This window comes from Brevundimonas sp. (assembly GCF_023259385.1).
Classification (GTDB): domain Bacteria; phylum Pseudomonadota; class Alphaproteobacteria; order Caulobacterales; family Caulobacteraceae; genus Brevundimonas.
In genome coordinates this window covers 495-2,638 of the sequence record NZ_JAHFPF010000343.1, presented here as the reverse complement: position 1 = coordinate 2,638, position 2,144 = coordinate 495, and the positions used below count along the sequence as shown (strand labels likewise).

General features: G+C 68.0%; 4 protein-coding genes. 2 read left to right on the top strand and 2 right to left on the bottom strand.

Annotation, left to right across the window (positions count from 1 at the left end):
* Window positions 1-337 (bottom strand): TIGR02466 family protein (locus tag Q0C81_RS17960; RefSeq protein ID WP_291841156.1); only part of this gene is annotated, 337 nt, incomplete at its 3' end.
* Between the two features lie 96 nt (window positions 338-433).
* On the opposite strand from Q0C81_RS17960, the gene Q0C81_RS17955 reads away from it, so the two are divergent.
* Complete coding sequence (locus tag Q0C81_RS17955) at window positions 434-826, top strand: GFA family protein (protein WP_291841154.1); 393 nt, start codon at window positions 434-436, stop codon at window positions 824-826.
* Window positions 827-938: 112 nt separating this feature from the next.
* Window positions 939-1,187: a hypothetical protein gene (locus tag Q0C81_RS17950; protein ID WP_291841152.1), complete on the top strand. Its 249-nt coding sequence runs from the start codon at window positions 939-941 to the stop codon at window positions 1,185-1,187.
* A gap of 84 nt (window positions 1,188-1,271) precedes the next feature.
* Here Q0C81_RS17950 and Q0C81_RS17945 read toward each other — a convergent pair whose 3' ends face one another.
* Window positions 1,272-2,030 (bottom strand): methyltransferase, encoded by a 759-nt coding sequence (locus Q0C81_RS17945; RefSeq protein ID WP_291841150.1) that lies wholly within the window; start codon window positions 2,028-2,030, stop codon window positions 1,272-1,274.
* Between the last annotated feature and the right edge of the window lie 114 nt (window positions 2,031-2,144).

The following is a 2,144-nucleotide window of genomic DNA, read 5'->3' as shown; positions in this document are numbered from 1 at the left end:
GACCGCCGCCGGGCTTGATGATGTTGACCCACAGATTGTCCAGTCGCGGCTTGCGCGCCAGATCGAAATTCAGAGCCTTGGCATAGACTTGCGCGTGCTTGTCGAGATGCCGCTTCAGCTCGCCGAACTCCGGTAGCCGCACCGGCAGGTCGGTCAGGGAGCCGTAGGAGGTGTAGCCGCGATAGCCGTGCTCCTTGCACCATTGGCGTCCGGCCATGTCCTCAGCCGCCAGCATCCGGCAGGCGTCGGCCAGCTCGGCGTTGAAGGCCGCGAAGCCCGCGGAGGCGGCGAGCGAGGCCTCATAGACCTGGGTGACGAAGAGGGGGCGTAGGGACATGACGGTGGCATAGCCGCTAGGGCCGATTGGCGAAAGCGGAGAGGGCGGCGGATACCGGCGAGGCCCTGGGCGTTCGATGGAGCCGAGGAGACCCACATGGATCGGTTCGAAAGCGGGTGCCTGTGCGGCGGGGTCAGGCTGGCGGCCATCGGACGGCCGTATCGGGTCGGGCTGTGCCACTGTCTCGACTGCCGCAAGCATTCGGGCTCGCTGTTCCAGGCGACGGCGATCTTTCCCGAAAGGGCTGTGAGCGTCGAAGGCGAGACCGGGGACTACGCCGGACGGCATTTCTGTCCGCGTTGCGGTTCGTCCGTCTTCGCGCGCAGCGGCGACGAGATCGAGGTGAATCTGGGCGTGCTCCATGCGCCGGACCAGCTGACCTCGACCTATGAAAACTGGACGATCCGCCGCGAAGGCTGGTTGCCGCTTTTCCACTTCGCTCGGCGCTATGCGCGCGACAGGGAAGGAGATGGACGGTCCGAAGGTTAGGCTCTCAAATTCTCCCCAAGCGTGCAAGTTTCAACCTGACGTTATTGTGATTGGGCCAGCTCCGCTTGCTGTCTGAACCTGCGCCCGCCCATTCGGGGCAAGGAGGAAAACCATGCTGAAAATCGCCTTGGCCGTCACCTCGATCGTGTTCCTGGCGGGCGCAGCTCCTGCGCCCCTGACCGGGGGCGCGCCCCAAACCGCGTATACGCAGACCCGAGTGACCGGCCCCGGAGACGGCAACTGGGACTACAGCAGCCCCTACGAGATGTGTCTTCGCAATTTCGGCTGTGAGAAATACGGCGACGGCTCGATCGGTTGCTCGCAGGACTGGCATTTCCGCGTCTGCGCTGACGTCGGCTGACCCCATCCCGTTCGGTCGCCGGGGGAGGTCCGCCTGGGGCGGGCGTACACCCGGCGGCCCTTCAGGCGGCCCGGTTTCGGCGGGTCACCATTCCAGCCCAGCTTCGCCCCGCAGCACAGCCTCAGCCTCCGCCGTATGCTTGGCTCCGTCGCGCGCATGCAACACCAGCGGGGGCAGCAACCGCAGCGGCGCCTTGCCGGTCTTGATGGCCTGCACCAGGACGCGTTTGGCCGGTTCGTCTGCGAAGGCGTGGATCGGGCGGATCGCGAACGACCCCGCCGTCTCACCCAGGCCCGCCAGCAGATCGGCCAGACGGTCGGCGCGGTGGATGACCACGATCCGGCCGCCCTCGCGCACGGACTTCAGCAGGAAGCGGGTCCAGGCGCCCAAGCCGTCGTCGGCCATCCAGGCGCCTGACTTGCCGGGAGAGGGCGCGCGCAGGGCGCCCGGATCATCGAAAAAGGGCGGGTTGGACACCGCGCGGTCGAACACCGGCAGGTCCAGGGCGCGGAACCCCTGGGCGATGTCGCCTTCGACGATCGTGGTCTCGGCCCCGTTCAGAATCGCGTTCCGCCGGGCCAGCGCCGCCATGGCCGGATCCCGCTCCAGCCCGGTCAGGGCCACGCCGGGGCGCCGCGCCGCGATCTGCATCAGCACGGCGCCCGCGCCGCAGCCGGCCTCGATCACCCGCTCGCCGGGTGCGGCGTCGCAGGCGGCGGCCAGCAGGGCGGCGTCCATTCCGGCGCGATAGCCCTTCGCGGGCTGGAGGAATCGCACGCGACCGCCGAGAAGGGCGTTCTCGACGATTTCCGATGACGATTCAGTGGCGGATGCGACGGTCACGCGGCTTGACCCCTGTTGACCCGATCACCATTGTGCGCCGCATCGCCGCCGGGCAAGGCGGCGGCTGGATTTTCAGGCGCGATCCTCCTCCCGCGCCGTTCCCGAAGAGTATTC

Bases quoted from the DNA above. Each gene is read 5' to 3' on its own strand.
- Q0C81_RS17955 (WP_291841154.1), top strand. From the start codon at position 434: ATGGATCGGTTCGAAAGCGGGTGCCTGTGCGGCGGGGTCAGGCTGGCG.
- Q0C81_RS17950 (WP_291841152.1), top strand. From the start codon at position 939: ATGCTGAAAATCGCCTTGGCCGTCACCTCGATCGTGTTCCTGGCGGGC.